We start from the raw sequence: 16,942 nt of genomic DNA, 5'->3' as shown, positions 1-16,942 counted from the left end.
ATCACAAATTTTTTATCTGATAGCGACAAATGTGTACGCTTCTTGCTTACAGGCTATCAGGCTTATGATTAAGGTTGATATTTGTTGATGAAATGCATGGTAGCGAAAACGGCAGTACGTTCAGTGCTTGCCCTCTGCCTTACAGGCGCACTGGCAGCAAGCCAGGCAGCCCAAATTCCCGCGGGCACGCAATTATCTGAATTACAGCGTATCGTGATTAATAATGGCAGTGAGGTGGCAACGCTTGATCCGCAGAAAGCAGAAGGCGTGCCGGAATCCAATGTCATGCGTAATTTACTGGAAGGCTTGGTTGAAACCGATAATAACGGTCAACTCGTCCCCGGTGTCGCTAAGCAATGGCAAAGCGAAGAAGGGCGCATCTGGATTTTCACGCTGCGTGACGATGCACGCTGGAGTAACGGCCAGCCTGTTACTGCTCAGGATTTCGTCTACAGCTGGCAGCGCCTGGCCGATCCTAAAACTGCTTCGCCTTACGCCAGCTACTTACAGGCAGCGCATGTGGCGAACGTTGACGCCATTCTGTCTGGCAAAGCCGCACCGTCTGAACTCGGCGTTAAAGCCCTCGACGATCGTCATCTGCAAGTCACCCTTTCTGAACCCGTTCCCTATTTTGTAGCCATGCTGGCTCACAGCGCGATGAAGCCGGTCTATCGTCCGGCGATAGAGCAGTGGGGTGAGCAGTGGACGCAGCCGCAACACTATGTTGGCAATGGCGCTTTTACACTCGCGGAGTGGGTGGTAAATGAAAAAATCGTGGTTAAACGCAATCCACAGTATTGGGATAATGCCCACACGGTGATGGAAGAGGGCGTATTTTTACCGCTCTCCTCAGAGAACAGCGATATCAACCGCTATCGCAGCGGTGGCACCGATATGACCAACAGCGTGGTGCCGCCGGAAATGTTCAAAAAGTTACAGCAGGATCTCGGCGATGAGGTCAAAATCAGCCCGCTGCTGTGCACCTTCTATTACGAAATTAATAACAAAAAAGCGCCATTCGATGACGCGCGCGTACGCGCCGCGCTAAAGTTAACCCTCGATCGCGACATCATTGCGCAGAAGATCATGGGCCAGGGCCAGATTCCTGCCTACGGATTGACGCCGCCGTTTACCCACGGTATCACGCTTTCCCCTCCGGCCTGGGCGCAACAAACGCAGTCCGAGCGTAATGCCAGCGCCAAACAGTTATTAGCCGATGCCGGCTTTAATCAGCAAAACCCGCTGCGTTTTACGCTGCTGTACAACACCTCCGAACAAAACAAGCGACAGGCGATTGCTGCGGCCTCGATGTGGCAGAAAAATTTGGGGGCGGTGGTGTCATTGCAGAACCAGGAGTGGAAAACGCTGCTGGAGACGCGCCATCAGGCGCAGTATGACGTGGTACGCGCCACATGGTGCGCAGATTACAACGAACCTTCTACCTTCCTGAATATGCTGTTGAGCGGTTCATCCAATAACACCGCGTTTTACCACAGCCCGGCGTTTGACCAGTTGATGAAGCAAACATTAACCAGCGCAGACGAAGCAAAGCGCGCCTCGCTTTATCAGCAGGCGGAAGCGCAACTCGATAAAGACTCGCCAATCGTACCGGTCTATTACCGCGTTAGCGTGCGGTTGGTAAAACCCTGGGTGGGTGGTTTTACCGGCAAAGATCCGCAGGACATGCTGGCGTTGAAATACTATTACATAAAGAAACATTGAGTAATGGGCCGATCCGGCGCTACAGTCGGGCGGCACTTTACCGTGGTAAACCCTGAAGGGTGATTAGGGTCTTCGTTCAGACACGCAAAAATCACCTGGAAACGGGGTACGCCGGGCGTTAAATCGACCCGGTAAAGATAATAAAACTGGAGCGTAATAATGAACAACATCACAAAAAAAAGCCTGATTGCCGCGGGCGTATTAGCCGCAATCGGCGTGCTGGCAGGGAATGCCGCGCTGGCAGCAACAGTGCCAGCAGGCGTTGAATTGGCAGCAAAACAGGAACTGGTTCGCGGTAACGGCGATGAAGTACAGTCGCTCGATCCCCACAAGATTGAAGGTGTACCCGAAGACAACATCGCACGTGATCTGTATGAAGGTTTAATCACCAGCGACAGTGATGGCAAACCGGTACCGGGCGTGGCGGAAAGCTGGGAAAACAAAGATTTCAAAGTCTGGACTTTCCACCTGCGCAAGAACGCTAAATGGTCCAACGGTGAGCCGGTCACCGCACAAGATTTCGTATATAGCTGGCAGCGCTTGGTCGATCCGAAAACCGCATCGCCTTACGCCAGCTATCCGCAATACGGCCACATCGTCAATGTTGACGACATCATCGCCGGTAAAAAGCCAACTTCCGAGCTGGGCGTAAAAGCCATCGACGATCACACACTGGAAGTGACGCTGAGCGAGCCCGTACCTTACTTCTATAAGCTGCTGATCAACTCCGTGATGTCTCCGGTGTATAAGCCGGCGATCGACAAATTTGGCGATCAGTGGACTCAACCGCAAAACTGGGTCGGTAACGGCGCCTTCAAACTTGAATCCCACGTGATCAACGAACGCGTAACGCTGGTGCGTAACCCGCAGTATTGGGATAACGAGCACACCGTGCTGAACAAAGTCACCTTCCTGCCAATTAACTCCGAAGTCAGCGACGTTAACCGTTACTTCTCTGAGAACGGCAGCGATATCACTTACAACAACATGCCTATCGAGCTGTTCAAAAAACTGCAGCGGGACAACGGCAAAGAGTTGATGGTCAAGCCATACCTGTGCACCTATTACTACGAAATCAATAACCAGAAAGCGCCATTCACCGATCCACGCGTGCGTACCGCGCTGAAACTCGGTCTGGATCGCGACATCATGGTGAACAAGGTTCTGGCACAAGGTCAGCAACCGGCTTACAGCTTCACCCCGCCAGCCACCGATGGCATGGAACTGCTGCCGCCGGATTGGTTCAAGTGGGATCAGAACAAGCGTAATGAAGAAGCGAAAAAGCTGCTGGCTGAAGCGGGTTACACCGCGGATAAACCGCTGACCTTCAACCTGCTGTACAACACCTCCGATCTGCACAAGAAACTGGCGATCGCCGCCTCTTCTATCTGGAAGAAAAACATCGGCGTGAACATTAAGCTGGAAAACCAGGAGTGGAAAACCTTCCTCGACACGCGTCATCAGGGCAACTTTGATGTCTCTCGTGCGGCATGGTGTGCGGATTACAACGAACCGACTTCATTCCTGAACATCATGCTGTCTGACAGCAGCAGTAACACCTCGCACTACAAAAGCGCTGACTTCGATAAAGTTATCCACGATGCGGTGAAAGCCACAGACGATAAAGCGCGCGTAGCGGATTATCAGAAAGCTGAGCAGATTCTGGATAAAGACAGCACCATTGTACCGGTTTACTACTACGTCAATGCGCGTTTGGTTAAACCTTACGTGGGCGGTTACACCGGCAACGATCCGCTGGATAAAACCGTCGATAAAAACCTGTATATCATTAAACATTAATAGCACTCAGGCTATCGACAGTGGCGGTGCTGCGGCACCGCCTTTTTACTTTGTGAAGCAACAGCCTGGTAGGTACGGCAATGTTAAAATTCATCCTGCGTCGGCTCCTTGAAGCCATCCCGACGCTGTTTATCCTCATCACCATCTCGTTCTTTATGATGCGACTGGCACCCGGCAGTCCATTTACCGGCGAACGTGTCCTCTCGCCGGAAGTGATGGCGAATATCGAAGCTAAGTACCATCTCAACGATCCCATTGGCAAACAGTACCTGAGCTACCTGGTGCAGTTGGCACATGGCGACTTTGGCCCTTCGTTTAAATACAAAGATTACTCGGTCAATTATCTGGTCGGCCACGCCTTCCCGGTGTCAGCCAAACTTGGTCTGGCTGCCTTCTTCCTCGCCGTGGTGCTGGGCGTAACGGCTGGCGTGATCGCCGCCCTGAAGCAAAACAGTTTGTGGGATTATGCCGTGATGGGGGTCGCGATGACCGGCGTGGTGATCCCCAGCTTTGTCGTGGCACCGTTACTGGTGCTGGTGTTTGCGATTACCTTACGCTGGCTACCAGGCGGCGGCTGGAACGGCGGCCAATGGAATTACATGTTGCTGCCGATGGTGGCGCTGTCGCTGGCCTACATCGCCAGCATCGCGCGTATTACCCGTGGTTCGATGATTGAAGTGATGCATTCAAACTTCATCCGTACCGCGCGCGCTAAAGGACTGCCATTGCGTCGTATCGTGCTGCGTCACGCGCTGAAGCCTGCCATGTTGCCGGTGCTTTCCTATATGGGACCGGCGTTTGTCGGCATCATCACCGGTTCCATGGTGATTGAATCCATCTATGGTTTGCCGGGCATCGGCCAGCTGTTCGTTAACGGGGCATTGAACCGTGACTACTCGCTGGTGATGAGTCTGACCATTCTGGTTGGCGTGCTGACCATTCTATTTAACGCGATCGTTGATGTGCTGTACGCCGTGATCGATCCGAAAATCCGTTACTGATTGTGGAGCTCGCCCATGATGTTAAGTAAAAAAAACAGCGAAGCTCTGGATGCCTTCAGTGAAAAACTGGAAGTCGAAGGGCGCAGCCTCTGGCAGGATGCGCGTCGCCGCTTTATTCACAACCGTGCAGCCTTCATCAGCCTGCTGGTGCTGCTGGTGATCACTTTGTTCGTGGTGTTCGCCCCGATGTTGTCGCAGTTCAAATATGACGACACCGACTGGGCGATGATGTCTGCCGCGCCGGATACCGTCTCCGGCCACTGGTTTGGCACCGATTCATCGGGTCGCGACCTGCTGGTGCGTGTTGCGATTGGTGGCCGTATCTCGCTGATGGTGGGCATTGCCTCCGCGCTGATCGCGGTGCTGGTGGGCACGCTGTATGGCTCACTGGCGGGTTATCTGGGCGGTAAAATCGACTCGGTGATGATGCGTATTCTGGAGATCCTCAACTCCTTCCCGTTCATGTTCTTCGTTATCCTGCTGGTAACCTTCTTTGGTCGCAACATTCTGCTGATCTTTGTGGCGATCGGCATGGTGTCGTGGCTGGATATGGCGCGTATCGTACGTGGGCAGACGCTGGGCCTGAAGCGCAAAGAGTTCATCGAAGCGGCGCAGGTCGGCGGTGTGAGCACCTTCAAAATCGTGCTGCGTCACATTGTGCCAAACGTATTAGGCGTGGTGGTGGTGTATGCCTCGCTGCTGGTGCCGAGCATGATCCTGTTCGAATCTTTCCTCAGCTTCCTTGGCCTCGGAACTCAGGAACCGCTGAGCAGTTGGGGCGCATTGCTAAGCGATGGCGCCAACTCGATGGAAGTGTCGCCGTGGTTACTGATGTTCCCGGCAGGTTTCCTCGTGGTCACGCTGTTCTGTTTTAACTTTATCGGCGATGGCTTGCGTGATGCCCTCGACCCGAAAGATCGTTAAGGAGTTTCCCGATGACCATTCATGAATTTCAGCCAGCCCTGGCTGCACGTGCGGGAAACAATAACCTGCTGCTTGATGTAAAAGACCTGCGCGTCACCTTCAGCACCCACGATGGCGATGTCACCGCTGTGAACGACCTCAACTTTTCACTGCATGCGGGTGAAACGCTGGGCATTGTTGGCGAATCCGGCTCGGGGAAATCGCAAACCGCGTTTGCCTTGATGGGCCTGCTGGCAAAAAATGGGCGCATTGGCGGTTCAGCGAAATTTAACGGCGCAGAGATCCTCAATCTGCCGGAAAACAAGCTCAACAAACTGCGCGCAGAGCAGATTGCGATGATCTTCCAGGATCCAATGACGTCGCTTAACCCTTACATGCGCGTCGGCGAGCAGTTGATGGAAGTGCTGAAGCTGCATAAAGGCATGAACAGCGCGCAGGCGTTCGAAGAATCGGTGCGCATGCTGGATGCGGTGAAAATGCCGGAAGCGCGTAAGCGTATGAAGATGTTTCCGCATGAGTTCTCGGGCGGTATGCGTCAGCGTGTGATGATTGCGATGGCGCTGCTGTGTCGGCCGAAGCTGCTGATTGCCGATGAGCCGACTACGGCGCTCGACGTGACCGTACAGGCGCAGATCATGACGCTGCTGAATGAGCTGAAGCGCGAATTCAATACCGCAATTGTGATGATTACCCACGATCTCGGCGTGGTAGCGGGTATCTGTGACAAAGTGCTGGTGATGTACGCCGGTCGTACCATGGAATATGGCCGTGCACGTGATGTGTTCTATCATCCTGCCCATCCATACTCGATTGGCTTGCTGAGTGCGGTGCCGCGTCTGGATGCTGAGGAGGGCGAGTCGCTGACCACCATTCCAGGCAACCCGCCAAACCTGCTGCGCCTGCCGCAAGGCTGTCCGTTCCAGCCTCGCTGCGCCTACGCCATGGACATTTGTGCCAAGGCACCGCCGCTGGAGCCTTTCGCTGAAGGTCGCTTGCGTGCCTGCTTCAAGCCGGTGGAGGAGTTAGTATGAGCACCGTAGTCGAAGAGAAAAAAGTCCTGCTGGAGATCGCCGACCTTAAGGTGCACTTCGAGATCAAGGATGGCAAACAGTGGTTCTGGCAGCCACCGCATACCCTGAAAGCGGTCGACGGCGTCAGTCTGCGTTTGTACGAAGGTGAAACATTGGGCGTGGTAGGCGAATCAGGCTGCGGTAAATCAACGCTGGCCCGCGCCATCATTGGCCTGGTGAAAGCCACAGAAGGGCGCGTCGCCTGGTTAGGACGCGATCTGCTCGGGCAAAGCCAGGAGCAATGGCGTCAGGCGCGCAGCGATATCCAGATGATTTTCCAGGATCCGCTGGCATCGCTCAATCCGCGTATGACCATTGGCGATATCATTGCTGAACCGCTGCGCACCTATTACCCAAAGATGCCGGGCCAGCAAGTGAAGGATAAGGTAAAAACCATGATGATGAAGGTTGGGTTGTTACCTAACCTCATCAACCGCTATCCGCACGAGTTCTCGGGCGGCCAGTGTCAGCGTATTGGCATTGCGCGTGCGCTGATTCTCGAGCCGAAGCTGATCATCTGCGATGAGCCTGTATCGGCGCTGGACGTGTCGATTCAGGCGCAGGTCGTTAACCTGTTGCAGCAATTGCAGCGAGAAATGGGGCTGTCACTGATCTTTATCGCGCACGATTTGGCGGTGGTAAAACACATCTCCGATCGCGTGCTGGTGATGTATCTCGGGCATGCGGTTGAGCTGGGTACTTACGATGCGGTGTATAACAATCCGCAGCATCCGTACACCCGCGCTTTGATGTCAGCGGTGCCGATTCCCGATCCGGACCTGGAGAAGAACAAGCAAATCCAGCTGCTGGAAGGAGAGCTGCCATCGCCGATCAATCCGCCATCGGGTTGTGTGTTCCGTACCCGTTGCCCGATTGCCGGACCAGAGTGCGCGAAAACCCGGCCGCTGCTGGAAGGCAGCTTCCGTCATGCGGTCTCTTGTTTAAAAGTCGATCCGCTGTAAATGAAAACGCCGGGCGATTGCCCGGCGTTTTTTTGTCTGTCGCTTACTCGCGCCACAGGATGTGGCAGAGTTTGTGATTTTTCTCGCGGCAAAGCAGGACGCGTGCGAACACATCAGTGATCGGCTCGCCGTCGGCTTCACCTAATCCAATCACCACTTCTGCGAAGAAGTCTGGGTTGAGATCGAAATCAACATGTTCCTGCCAGTCTTCCGCAGGATCGAACAGTTCCGCGCCACCGCGCTCTTCAAACTGCAGATTGAACAGAATAATGTCAGCGGGATCGAGATTGTCGCCAGCCAGCTCAAGAAAAATATCGTAAGCCTGCTCCAGCGTTTCATCTTCAGTAAGGCGATTATTTAAATCCATGGTCATTCCTGCTTGCCCTGAGACGGTAATATTTTCGCTCGTTTTACAGTAAAGGACTAAAGAAGTAAAACAGTCGTTCAACGATGCGTTGCCACCAGGCACGTTTAGCCCAGCGAGCACCATCCAGTAAGCGTGAGCGGGCGATGTAATCATCCTGCACGGTAGCGAGATCGCTGCCAAAGCCGTCATCATCAACCACCAGAGTGATCTCAAAGTTGAGCCACAGGCTGCGCATATCCAGATTTACCGTGCCGACCAAACTCAGCTGCCCGTCAACCAGCACACTTTTGGTATGCAACAGGCCATCTTCAAACTGGTAAATCTTCACGCCGGCTTCCAGCAGTTCGGTGAAGAAGGCACGACTCGCCCAGCCTACCAGCAGCGAATCATTATGGCGCGGCACAATGATGCTCACTTCCACACCGCGTAACGCTGCGGTACAGATGGCGTGCAGCAGGTCATCGCTCGGCACAAAGTAGGGCGTGGTCATAATCAGCTGCTGACGCGCGGAGTAGACCGCTGTGAGTAACGCCTGATGGATCATATCTTCCGGGAAGCCGGGACCAGAAGCGATTACCTGAATGGTATGCCCGCTCTCCTGTTCGAAGGGCATCACGTTGCCATCCGGCGCGGGCGGCAGAATGCGTTTACCGGTTTCAATCTCCCAGTCGCAGGCATACACAATGCCCATGGTGGTTGCCACCGGGCCTTCCATGCGCGCCATCAGGTCAATCCATTGGCCCACGCCGGCTTCCTGCTTAAAGAAGCGTGGATCAACCAGATTCATGCTGCCGGTATAAGCGATGTAGTTATCGATCAGCACCACTTTACGATGCTGACGTAGGTCCATACGGCGCAGGAAAACACGCAGCAGGCTTACCTGCAACGCTTCAACCACATCGATGCCGGCATTGCGCATCATATTGACCCACGGACTGCGGAAGAAGGTGACGCTGCCCGCTGAATCCAGCATCAAACGGCAATGTACACCGCGACGCGATGCAGCCATCAGCGATTCCGCCACTTCATCGGCCAACCCGCCGGGATGCCAGATATAGAACACCATCTCGATATTATGCCGTGCCAGCTGGATATCACGGATCAGTGCGTGCATCACGTCATCGGAGTTGGTTAGCAACTGCAGCTGATTACCTTTCACGCCGGCGATGCCCTGACGATGGCGGCACAAATCAAACAGGGACCGCGCCACGTCGCTGTGTTCGGTGGCGAAGATATGCCGGCACTGTTTGAGATCGTTGAGCCATTTGGCGGTGGAGGGCCACATGGTGCGCGCGCGTTCGGCACGCCTTTTACCTAAATGCAGCTCACCAAAAGAGAGATAAGCGATTATACCCACCAGCGGTAGAATGTAGATGATCAGCAGCCAGGCCATTGCTGAGGTGACTGCGCGGCGTTTCATCAGAATACGTAGCGTGACACCCGCAATCAGCAGCCAGTAACCAAACAGCAGCAACCAACTGATTAGGGTATAAAATGTGGTCATTAAGTGGACATCCTGTTCGCGCTTTGTTGTGCAAAGTTTACGTGCTGATCACAGGGAGTGAAACCTTTAATCGTGAATGACGTTTCGATGAAGCTTTCGATTTGGCATTTCCTGGCAGATCTTTATAATGCCTGCCGAGTTTAGCCTGTCTGAGAGGATGTGATGAGACGCAGCAAAAATGAAGTGGCGCGCTGGAGAATGTTACGGCAGGTACACCGTCGTCGTTCTCGCTGGCTGGAAGGGCAGTCGCGTCGTTATAAGCGCATCCATACCATTCGTCATCAGGTGGCGCAGCAACATCGCCGCTCCATCCTGTTTATCTCGCAAATGGACTGATGGGTTTACGCGGCCATCATGCGCCGCGTAGCACCCGAATGACATTGACCATTTCTACTGCCGCTGCCAGCACAATTAACATCACAATGTGCTGACGAGCGTTGCGCCAGCCTTGCTGACGCCATAGCCAAAGTGCTCTGCCGATGAGAGCGAATGCTATCACCAGCAGTAAAACTGACAACCACATAGATTAGAAAACGCGTTTGAACGGTTTGACCGCGACTTTCTCATACACGCCTGCGGCAATGTAGGGATCATCCTTGGCCCATGATTCCGCGACTTCCAGTGAAGAGAATTCGGCGATGATCACGGAACCGCTGAAACCGGCCGGGCCTGGATCGTTGCTGTCAACTGCTGGCAGCGGACCCGCAGCAATCAGTCGACCTTCATCTTGCAACAGCTTCAAACGAGCAAGATGCGCGGGACGTACCGAGTTGCGTTTTTCCAGTGAATCAGCGGTATCTTCCGCATAAATGACGTAAAGCACGATGGGATACTCCCGTTAGACTTGCCGAAATTGCGTGACACGTTAAGTGATCGTTAATCAGAGTGCAAACGAAAGATAAATACGCTGTCATTCAGCGCAATCAGGGTTAAAAAAGACCTTTCTGCGGGGCGCTTGCACATCGCTTATTGAAACTGATTGCTATTTGCATTTAAAATCTGCGCTTCACTCAATGAACATGAATGATATGACCACGTTGACTACGCCTTTACCTTCACGTACCCCCATTGCTGTAATTTTATCCGTGGTACTTCACGGTTCGTTGATCGCTGGCATTCTCTATGCATCGTTTCATCAGGTGATTGAAGTTCCAAAAGCGTCCCAGCCTATCAGCGTTTCCCTGGTGGCTCCGGAAGTGCAACCCGAACCTGCGCCTGCTCAGGTCACGCCGCCGCCACCTGAACCTGAGCCGGAGCCTGAAGTGGCGCCAGAGTCGCCGAAGGTTGAGCCGGTACCGATTCCTAAACCGGAACCTAAGCCGAAGCCAAAACCTAAACCGAAGCCAAAGGTTGAAAAGAAGGTTGAGCCGAAACCGCGTCAGCAAGTGAAGCCGCAGGAAAATCCGTTTAAGCAGGAAGCGCCAACCACGCAGACGCGTCCAACTTCCGCGCCGAAAGCCAATCCGACCGCAACGCCGAGCATTTCAGATGGTCCGAAAGCGATGAGCGTCAGCAAGCCTGCCTATCCGGCACGTGCGTTCGCGCTGCGTGTTGAGGGACGTGTGCGGGTGCAGTTTGACGTTGATAGCGACGGTCGTGTGGATAACGTCCAGATTTTGTCGGCAGAACCGCGCAACATGTTCGAGCGCGAAGTGAAGCAGGCGATGAAGAAGTGGCGTTATCAGCCAGGTCGTCCGGGCAAGAATCTCACCATGAACATCGTATTCCGCATCAACGGTGGCGCCAATATCGAATAAGCACTCGTGGCTGAGAGGCAAAAAGAAAGCGGTCAGATGACCGCTTTTTAATGTTACAGATCGCTTAAATTGCTTCTGCCGGGCGGCAACGGGCGAGATTGCCCGGTATTGTCGACGGCGACGTAGACAAACACCGCTTCGGTTGCGCAGTAGGTCTGTCCAATCGGTTCGGACGACACTTTCTTGATCCACACTTCGACGTTTATGGTCATGGAACTGTTGCCGGTGCGGATGCAGCGTGCGTAGCAGCTCACCACATCGCCAACCGCCACCGGTTTAAGGAACGTCATTCCGTCCACGCGCACGGTGACGACACGTCCTTCGGCAATCTCTTTCGCCTTAATTGCGCCGCCCATGTCCATCTGCGACATCAACCAGCCACCAAAGATATCTCCGTTAGCATTGGTATCCGCTGGCATGGCCAGGGTACGCAACACCATCTCGCCTTGCGGCGACTTATGTTTTTCGTCCATTGCTCAGTTCTTCTGCAGGTGAAGAGAAGCCCGACGCTGTCGGGCGGAGTGGCATTATTTTTGTTCTTGTTGCGGCATCTGTCGCCAGATATACACGCCGCTTAGCAGAGTAAAGAGTAGGGTCAGGCCGGTCAGACCGAACACCTTAAAGTTAACCCAAAATTCCTGCGATAACCAAAACGCAACATAAATATTCGTTAAGCCGCAGGCGAGGAAGAAGATTGCCCAGGCAATGTTGAGATTGCGCCACACGCCTGAAGGCAGTTGTAACTCTTTACCCAGCATGGTTTGGATCAGCGGTTGCTTCATAAACCACTGGCTGTAGAGCAGCGCGACGGCAAACAGCGAATAGATCACCGTGACTTTCCATTTGATGAATTCATCGTTATGGAACACCAGCGTCAGCGTGCCGAATACCGCGACCAGCACAAAGGTAAAAATGGTCATCTTTTCCAGCTTGCGGTAGAGCACCCAACTGACGACCAGCGCCAGACCGGTGGCAACGATCAATGCGCCAGAAGCAACAAAGATGTCGTACAGCTTGTAGAAGATGAAGAAAACCACCAGGGGAAGAAAATCGAGTAACTGCTTCATAGCGTTTCCAAATAGGCAGGAGCGTACAGTTATGGCGCCCGGGTGAGCGCCATAACGATTAACGTAACAGCATATACAGCCGGTACAGATAGATAATCAGTACTGCGGAGACCAGGTTACCCAGCGCGTTCAACACCACGGAGGCGATATTGGCGGGCAGCACGGTCAGCGATGAGAAGAAGAACATCAGCACAATTTTGGCCAGCAGCCACAGCACAATAGCCGGTGCGATAACCTTAATATTCTTCCAGGCGAGACGCATGCTGGCACGCATCGCGCCAATCACGCCGAGCTTCTCATTGGCGAGAATCACCGGTGCCAGTGAAAACAGGATCGCCAGAATCACGCCCGGTACCATCAGCACCATAAAGCCCAATTGAACCAGCAGGGTGATCAGGAAGGTCTGCAGCAGCAGCTTTGGCAGGATGGGCGCAGATGCGCCAATAGCGCGCAGCGCGCTGACGCGTTGTCCGCCCGATACCATTGGGATTAGAAGCAGCATGCCACCCAGCAGCAGCGTGTTGCCAATCAACGCAGCGAACGTGCCTGCAGCGGAAGCGCGCAGCAAAATACGCTGCTGATCCGGAGACATATTTTGTACCAGCTCAAACAGCGACGATGCGCTGTCATCGGACTGGCTCAACAACGAGAGCTGGTCTTCACCTGGCGTTAACGCGTGGCCGACGATCACAGTAATGAACGAGGTCAGCAGCGCCAGCAGTAAAATAGTAACCAGCTGATGGCGCAAAAAATTTCCTGTGTCACGGTATAACGAGCTTGCCGTGATAGACATGTAAACTCCTTGAAAGAACCGGATTAATTAACCCGGCGATTGTACATGTTCTACTGGCGTGCTGGCACCCGCATTGGGATAACTTTCTGTCATAACAGGTAAAGAAGGGTGAAAAAGCGCAGGAAGACCGTAGCGAGCACGGGCGCGATCGCAAGCTTCGTTCTGTTCACCGTTCTCGCCGGACATCGAAAACTCCCGACAGGGCGAAGGGCGCTGCTGATAAATACCGCAGGAGACGCAGCCGCCGACGTCGCCCTGCAGCGCAATACAGCGCGGCTGGCGTTGGTTGGTGCCGCGCATATTGCGCATAAATGGGGTTAACGGTTCTGTTAATTCAACGGGAACAGCACCGGCGCCATCATCGGCTTCGGCCCAGTAAAAAGAGACACGGAAGTGCGCGCAGCATGCGCCACAGGTCACGCAAGGATTTAGTGAATCGCTCATCTGATCGCCCGCCACCTTTAAGGTATCGAACCAAAATCACACAGGGGAAAGTTAAAATAGTCACGGCGAAAAATTTTCGCAAGCGGACTTTTATTACGCGCTGTAAAGCCAAAATTGATCTGAATCAATTCATTGTTTTTTAAGTGATTAATTTAGATTGATGCAGATGATCTTTTACCAAAAAAGGGGTAAATGTTGTGCCGCATTCAACATTGAGACCCATCTTTATTTGGCAAAGGAGTGATTATGAAACTGGCAAAATGCGCACTGCTGATGGCGCTGGCAATTCCGCAACTGGCTCTGGCTCATGAAGCCGGTGATTTCTTTATGCGTGCAGGTAGCGCCACCGTTCGTCCGACTGAAGGCTCTGACAATGTGCTGGGTATGGGCGGCTTTAACGTTAGCAACGATACGCAGCTGGGCTTGACCTTCACCTATATGGCAACGGATAACATCGGCGTTGAGCTGCTGGCTGCAACCCCGTTCCGTCATAAGGTTGGACTGGGCGCCACCGGTAATCTGGCCACCGTGCGTCAGCTGCCGCCGACCTTAATGGCGCAGTACTATTTCTTTGATAGCAAAAGTAAAGTCCGCCCGTACGTTGGCGTCGGTATCAACTACACCACCTTCTACGATGCCAAATTCAACCAAACGGGTGAGGATGCCGGATTAAGCGACCTGAGCGTGAAAGACTCGTGGGGCATGGCGGGCCAGGTCGGTCTGGATTATCAAATCAACCGCGACTGGATGCTGAATGCCTCGCTGTGGTACATGGATATTGATACCGAAGTGAAATTTAAAGCTGGCGGTGAGCAGCAAAACATCAACACGCGTATCGATCCGTGGGTGTTCTTCTTTGGTGCGGGATATCGATTCTAATCGGCAACCAGAAATGAAGCGGGCGACCAGAAGGTCGCCCGTTGTGTTATTTGATCTGCATATTGTTAACCACAGATTTCACGCCCGCCACGCTACGCGTTACGGCCACCGCGCGATTTGCCATCTGCGGTGAGCTGACAAAACCGCTCAGCTGAACTTTACCCTTGAAGGTTTCAACATTGATTTCGGTCGATTTCAGCGACTCGTCATTCAACAGCTGAGCCTTAACTTTGGTGGTTACCACGGTATCGTCGATGTAACCGCCAGTGCCTTCTTTGGTTGCTGTGGGTGCACACGCGCTAAGTGCCAGCGCCATTACCGCAGCCATCATAAATCCTGCAACGACTTTGAAAAATTTCATTGGTTATCTCCCTGTCTTAGATGATGTTTCGCCGCAATGGGGCGGCGCAATTAATTGTGGTCTGGAGATGCGAAATCAGCAAATCGGCGCGCGTGAAAAAGTCAGAAATAGGGCGTTTTTACCACTTATTGATCCAATCGCAGTTTTCGCTGGGCATGAAAATCTGAGAGTAGCCGGGAATTTGAGTTTGGGGATATTTTTGGCAATAAAAAGGCCTTATCCGCACCAGCGAATAAGGCCCTGAAGGATTTTAGCGGGTGGCTGCTTTCAGACTACTCACAAAGGCTTTCAGCTCGCTGAGCAGCGTGGCCGGATCGTTCTGGTTACGCTCAATGATTTTCACAATTGCCGACCCGGAAATGGCACCCGCCGCACCAGCGGCGATGGCTTCTTTCACTTGGCCGGGTTCAGAGATACCAAAGCCCTGCAGCGGCGGCGCAGCGTTAAACTCACGCAGCTTTTCGATCAGGTGATGCAGCGGCAGGCTGGCACGATTTTCCGAACCGGTGACGCCTGCGCGTGACAGCAAATAGGTATAACCGCGACCGTGCGCAGCGATCTCACGCAGCAGTTCATCGTCAGCATTTGGTGGACAGATAAAGATCGGCGCCACATTGTGGCGCAGCGCAGCCTGACGGAAAGGCGCAGACTCTTCCAGCGGCACATCCGCAACCAGCACGGAATCGACGCCCACCGCTTCACACTGTGCATAAAAGTTATCGATACCTTTGCTGAACACCAGATTGGCGTACATCAGCAAGCCAATCGGCAGCTCGGGATATTTCTGGCGCACGGTCGCCAGAATTTCAAAGCACTGCGCCACGGTGGTGCCGGAAGCAAAGGCACGCAGCGTCGCGCCCTGAATGGTTGGGCCGTCGGCCAGCGGATCCGAGAACGGAATACCGAGTTCTAACGCGTCCGCACCGCCTTCCACCAGGGTATCGATAATTTTCAGCGAAAGTTCAGGTGACGGATCGCCGAGGGTAACGAAGGGGACAAACGCGCCTTCTTGCTGCGCCGACAGACGTTGAAACAGATGATTGTAACGTTCCATCAGATCTCTCCCTTGGCTTTCAAAATATCGTGAACGGTGAAGATGTCTTTATCGCCGCGACCAGAAAGGTTAACCACCAGCAGCTGCTCTTTTTCCGGATTTTCGCGGATCATTTTCAGTGCATGTGCCAGCGCGTGTGAGGATTCGAGCGCAGGAATAATCCCTTCAGCACGGCACAGCTCTTTAAAGGCGCTGAGCGCTTCGTCATCGGTAATCGAAACATATTCCGCGCGGCCGATACTGTTCAGATGCGCATGCTGAGGACCCACTGACGGGAAGTCCAGACCTGCAGAGATTGAGTAGGATTCTTCAATCTGCCCCTCTTCGGTCTGCATCATCGGCGCTTTCATACCGAAATAGATCCCCACGCGACCGTGCTTGAGCGGCGCACCGTGTTCTCCGGTTTCGATACCGTGCCCCGCCGGCTCCACGCCGATCAGACCAACGCTTTCTTCTTCGATAAAATCAGCGAACATGCCGATAGCGTTCGAACCACCGCCCACGCAGGCTAACACCGCATCCGGCAGGCGACCTTCGCGCTCCAGAATCTGGGCTTTGGTCTCTTCACCAATCATGCGCTGGAATTCACGCACGATAGTCGGGAACGGGTGCGGGCCCGCGGCGGTGCCGAGCATGTAGTGCGCGGTTTCATAGCTGCCAGACCAGTCGCGCAGCGCCTCGTTACAGGCATCTTTCAGCGTGGCTGAGCCGCTATGCACCGGAATCACTTCCGCGCCCATCAGACGCATACGGAATACGTTTGGCGACTGACGCTCAACGTCCTTGGCGCCCATGTAGATGCGGCACTTCATACCCAGCAGGGCACAGGCTAACGCTGACGCGACACCGTGCTGACCGGCGCCGGTTTCCGCGATGATCTCGTTTTTGCCCATGCGCTTAGCCAACAGCGCCTGACCCAGCACCTGGTTGGTTTTATGCGCACCACCGTGCAGCAAATCTTCACGCTTTAGATAAAGGCGGGTTTTGCTGCCTTTAGTCAGGTTGCTGCACAGCGTTAAAGCCGTTGGGCGTCCAGCGTAGTTTTTCAGCAGGTCAGTAAACTCGGCCTGAAACTCGGGATCGCGCTGCGCTTCAACAAACGCATTTTCCAACTGGCGCAAGGCTGGCATCAGGATTTGTGGTACGTACTGGCCGCCAAACTCGCCAAAATAGGGATTCAATAACGTGGTCATTTTTTCATCTTCCTTATTCGGCCCGCGCCATGGCGGGCAAGCGA

General features: G+C 53.7%; 19 protein-coding genes. 9 read left to right on the top strand and 10 right to left on the bottom strand.

Annotated elements, in window-relative coordinates; translation table 11 throughout:
- The first annotated feature begins 87 nt into the window (after positions 1–87).
- The 6 genes from P6287_RS10425 (at position 88) to oppF (ending at position 7,479) form a co-directional block, all read left to right on the top strand.
- Entirely contained in the window at positions 88–1,722 is a 1,635-nt protein-coding gene (locus P6287_RS10425) for an ABC transporter substrate-binding protein (protein WP_277973665.1), read from the top strand.
- Between the two features lie 159 nt (positions 1,723–1,881).
- Positions 1,882–3,522, top strand: coding sequence for an oligopeptide ABC transporter substrate-binding protein OppA (oppA, locus tag P6287_RS10420; RefSeq protein ID WP_277973664.1), 1,641 nt, complete (start codon positions 1,882–1,884; stop codon positions 3,520–3,522).
- An 80-nt stretch (positions 3,523–3,602) separates the two neighbouring features.
- Positions 3,603–4,523: an oligopeptide ABC transporter permease OppB gene (oppB, locus tag P6287_RS10415; protein WP_007892378.1), complete on the top strand. Its 921-nt coding sequence runs from the start codon at positions 3,603–3,605 to the stop codon at positions 4,521–4,523.
- 15 nt (positions 4,524–4,538) lie between these two features.
- On the top strand, positions 4,539–5,447 hold the full coding sequence (gene oppC, locus P6287_RS10410) for an oligopeptide ABC transporter permease OppC (protein ID WP_008106577.1): 909 nt from the start codon (positions 4,539–4,541) through the stop codon (positions 5,445–5,447).
- Between the two features lie 11 nt (positions 5,448–5,458).
- Entirely contained in the window at positions 5,459–6,478 is a 1,020-nt protein-coding gene (locus P6287_RS10405) for an ABC transporter ATP-binding protein (protein ID WP_222182260.1), read from the top strand.
- Complete coding sequence (oppF, locus tag P6287_RS10400) at positions 6,475–7,479, top strand: murein tripeptide/oligopeptide ABC transporter ATP binding protein OppF (protein ID WP_101764250.1); 1,005 nt, start codon at positions 6,475–6,477, stop codon at positions 7,477–7,479. Before P6287_RS10405 ends, oppF begins: the two co-directional genes overlap by 4 nt.
- 43 nt (positions 7,480–7,522) lie before the next feature.
- Here the strand turns inward: oppF and P6287_RS10395 are convergent, their stop codons facing one another.
- A complete protein-coding gene (locus P6287_RS10395; RefSeq protein WP_271459703.1) occupies positions 7,523–7,852 on the bottom strand; it encodes an HI1450 family dsDNA-mimic protein in 330 nt (109 codons plus the stop codon).
- A gap of 37 nt (positions 7,853–7,889) precedes the next feature.
- A complete protein-coding gene (cls, locus tag P6287_RS10390) occupies positions 7,890–9,350 on the bottom strand; it encodes a cardiolipin synthase (protein ID WP_101764252.1) in 1,461 nt (486 codons plus the stop codon).
- Between the two features lie 162 nt (positions 9,351–9,512).
- On the opposite strand from cls, the gene P6287_RS10385 reads away from it, so the two are divergent.
- Positions 9,513–9,686, top strand: a complete 174-nt coding sequence (locus P6287_RS10385) for a YciY family protein (protein ID WP_137385893.1) — start codon at positions 9,513–9,515, stop codon at positions 9,684–9,686.
- Between the two features lie 190 nt (positions 9,687–9,876).
- Here the strand turns inward: P6287_RS10385 and P6287_RS10380 are convergent, their stop codons facing one another.
- The gene (locus P6287_RS10380) at positions 9,877–10,173 is read right to left on the bottom strand and encodes a YciI family protein (protein WP_101764253.1); all 297 of its coding nucleotides are present in this window, start codon (positions 10,171–10,173) and stop codon (positions 9,877–9,879) included.
- Between the two features lie 205 nt (positions 10,174–10,378).
- On the opposite strand from P6287_RS10380, the gene tonB reads away from it, so the two are divergent.
- Positions 10,379–11,107, top strand: a complete 729-nt coding sequence (gene tonB, locus P6287_RS10375) for a TonB system transport protein TonB (RefSeq protein ID WP_277973663.1) — start codon at positions 10,379–10,381, stop codon at positions 11,105–11,107.
- A 53-nt stretch (positions 11,108–11,160) separates the two neighbouring features.
- Here the strand turns inward: tonB and yciA are convergent, their stop codons facing one another.
- Genes yciA through P6287_RS10355 form a run of 4 tightly spaced genes read right to left on the bottom strand, consistent with a single transcriptional unit; the run spans position 11,161 to position 13,411 of the window.
- Positions 11,161–11,580, bottom strand: coding sequence for an acyl-CoA thioester hydrolase YciA (gene yciA, locus P6287_RS10370; protein ID WP_007892397.1), 420 nt, complete (start codon positions 11,578–11,580; stop codon positions 11,161–11,163).
- Positions 11,581–11,634: 54 nt separating this feature from the next.
- A complete protein-coding gene (locus P6287_RS10365) occupies positions 11,635–12,174 on the bottom strand; it encodes a septation protein A (RefSeq protein WP_277973662.1) in 540 nt (179 codons plus the stop codon).
- A gap of 58 nt (positions 12,175–12,232) precedes the next feature.
- Positions 12,233–12,967: a YciC family protein gene (locus P6287_RS10360; protein WP_101764255.1), complete on the bottom strand. Its 735-nt coding sequence runs from the start codon at positions 12,965–12,967 to the stop codon at positions 12,233–12,235.
- Between the two features lie 27 nt (positions 12,968–12,994).
- Positions 12,995–13,411: a YkgJ family cysteine cluster protein gene (locus P6287_RS10355; protein WP_101764256.1), complete on the bottom strand. Its 417-nt coding sequence runs from the start codon at positions 13,409–13,411 to the stop codon at positions 12,995–12,997.
- A 246-nt stretch (positions 13,412–13,657) separates the two neighbouring features.
- Between P6287_RS10355 and ompW the strand changes: the two genes are divergently transcribed.
- Positions 13,658–14,290 (top strand): outer membrane protein OmpW, encoded by a 633-nt coding sequence (ompW, locus tag P6287_RS10350; RefSeq protein ID WP_064738828.1) that lies wholly within the window; start codon positions 13,658–13,660, stop codon positions 14,288–14,290.
- A 46-nt stretch (positions 14,291–14,336) separates the two neighbouring features.
- Here the strand turns inward: ompW and P6287_RS10345 are convergent, their stop codons facing one another.
- From P6287_RS10345 to trpB, 3 genes are all read right to left on the bottom strand, one after another.
- On the bottom strand, positions 14,337–14,651 hold the full coding sequence (locus P6287_RS10345; RefSeq protein WP_101764257.1) for a BON domain-containing protein: 315 nt from the start codon (positions 14,649–14,651) through the stop codon (positions 14,337–14,339).
- Positions 14,652–14,901: 250 nt separating this feature from the next.
- The gene (gene trpA / locus P6287_RS10340; protein WP_192411716.1) at positions 14,902–15,705 is read right to left on the bottom strand and encodes a tryptophan synthase subunit alpha; all 804 of its coding nucleotides are present in this window, start codon (positions 15,703–15,705) and stop codon (positions 14,902–14,904) included.
- Entirely contained in the window at positions 15,705–16,898 is a 1,194-nt protein-coding gene (gene trpB / locus P6287_RS10335) for a tryptophan synthase subunit beta (RefSeq protein WP_101764259.1), read from the bottom strand. The genes trpA and trpB overlap by 1 nt, the downstream gene beginning before the upstream one ends.
- Between the last annotated feature and the right edge of the window lie 44 nt (positions 16,899–16,942).

Origin of the sequence: Pantoea sp. X85 (genome assembly GCF_029623675.1) — a bacterium.
Classification (GTDB): Bacteria; Pseudomonadota; Gammaproteobacteria; order Enterobacterales; family Enterobacteriaceae; genus Pantoea; species Pantoea leporis.
This window is presented reverse-complemented; position numbering and strand designations above follow the sequence as displayed.

Excerpts from the sequence above, each read along its gene's own strand:
- trpB (WP_101764259.1), bottom strand. The coding sequence starts at position 16,898 with ATGACCACGTTATTGAATCCCTATTTTGGCGAGTTTGGCGGCCAGTAC.
- cls (WP_101764252.1), bottom strand. The coding sequence starts at position 9,350 with ATGACCACATTTTATACCCTAATCAGTTGGTTGCTGCTGTTTGGTTAC.
- P6287_RS10360 (WP_101764255.1), bottom strand. The coding sequence starts at position 12,967 with ATGTCTATCACGGCAAGCTCGTTATACCGTGACACAGGAAATTTTTTG.
- oppB (WP_007892378.1), top strand. The coding sequence starts at position 3,603 with ATGTTAAAATTCATCCTGCGTCGGCTCCTTGAAGCCATCCCGACGCTG.
- P6287_RS10345 (WP_101764257.1), bottom strand. The coding sequence starts at position 14,651 with ATGAAATTTTTCAAAGTCGTTGCAGGATTTATGATGGCTGCGGTAATG.
- P6287_RS10355 (WP_101764256.1), bottom strand. The coding sequence starts at position 13,411 with ATGAGCGATTCACTAAATCCTTGCGTGACCTGTGGCGCATGCTGCGCG.
- oppF (WP_101764250.1), top strand. The coding sequence starts at position 6,475 with ATGAGCACCGTAGTCGAAGAGAAAAAAGTCCTGCTGGAGATCGCCGAC.
- yciA (WP_007892397.1), bottom strand. The coding sequence starts at position 11,580 with ATGGACGAAAAACATAAGTCGCCGCAAGGCGAGATGGTGTTGCGTACC.
- P6287_RS10395 (WP_271459703.1), bottom strand. The coding sequence starts at position 7,852 with ATGACCATGGATTTAAATAATCGCCTTACTGAAGATGAAACGCTGGAG.
- oppC (WP_008106577.1), top strand. The coding sequence starts at position 4,539 with ATGATGTTAAGTAAAAAAAACAGCGAAGCTCTGGATGCCTTCAGTGAA.
- tonB (WP_277973663.1), top strand. The coding sequence starts at position 10,379 with ATGACCACGTTGACTACGCCTTTACCTTCACGTACCCCCATTGCTGTA.
- P6287_RS10385 (WP_137385893.1), top strand. The coding sequence starts at position 9,513 with ATGAGACGCAGCAAAAATGAAGTGGCGCGCTGGAGAATGTTACGGCAG.
- oppA (WP_277973664.1), top strand. The coding sequence starts at position 1,882 with ATGAACAACATCACAAAAAAAAGCCTGATTGCCGCGGGCGTATTAGCC.
- P6287_RS10405 (WP_222182260.1), top strand. The coding sequence starts at position 5,459 with ATGACCATTCATGAATTTCAGCCAGCCCTGGCTGCACGTGCGGGAAAC.
- ompW (WP_064738828.1), top strand. The coding sequence starts at position 13,658 with ATGAAACTGGCAAAATGCGCACTGCTGATGGCGCTGGCAATTCCGCAA.
- P6287_RS10425 (WP_277973665.1), top strand. The coding sequence starts at position 88 with ATGAAATGCATGGTAGCGAAAACGGCAGTACGTTCAGTGCTTGCCCTC.
- P6287_RS10365 (WP_277973662.1), bottom strand. The coding sequence starts at position 12,174 with ATGAAGCAGTTACTCGATTTTCTTCCCCTGGTGGTTTTCTTCATCTTC.
- trpA (WP_192411716.1), bottom strand. The coding sequence starts at position 15,705 with ATGGAACGTTACAATCATCTGTTTCAACGTCTGTCGGCGCAGCAAGAA.